The following is a 421-nucleotide window of genomic DNA, read 5'->3' on the forward strand; positions in this document are numbered from 1 at the left end:
TTCAAATCTAAAAAGAACAACGTACAATCTTATACCACAAAACAAACAAATGAAAACATTGCTGTTGTGGGAAACAAAATGAAATTGCCGAAACTAGGTCTTGTTCGATTTGCCAAAAGTCGTGAAGTAAAGGGACGTATTTTAAATGCTACGGTTAGACGGAACCCTTCTGGCAGATACTTTGTGTCATTGTTAGTTGAAACAGAAGTGCAAGAACTTCCGAAAACACATTCTTATATTGGAATGGATGTAGGATTAAAAGATTTCGCCATTTTGTCAGATGGAACAACCTATAAAAATCCTAAATTTTTTCGCTCATTGGAAGAGAGGTTGGCAAAAGCACAGCGTGTTCTTTCTAGAAGAATGAAAGGATCTTCTCGCTGGAATAAACAACGAGTAAGGGTAGCTAGAATTCATGAAT

1 protein-coding gene is annotated in these 421 nt (G+C 36.3%); it reads left to right on the plus strand.

The genetic code is table 11. The features are described from left to right. Positions 1-421 (plus strand): RNA-guided endonuclease TnpB family protein (locus MR115_RS29645; protein WP_242243859.1); only part of this gene is annotated, 421 nt, incomplete at both ends.

Source organism: Bacillus cereus group sp. BfR-BA-01309, assembly GCF_022664315.1.
GTDB classification, from domain to species: Bacteria; Bacillota; Bacilli; order Bacillales; family Bacillaceae_G; genus Bacillus_A; species Bacillus_A mobilis.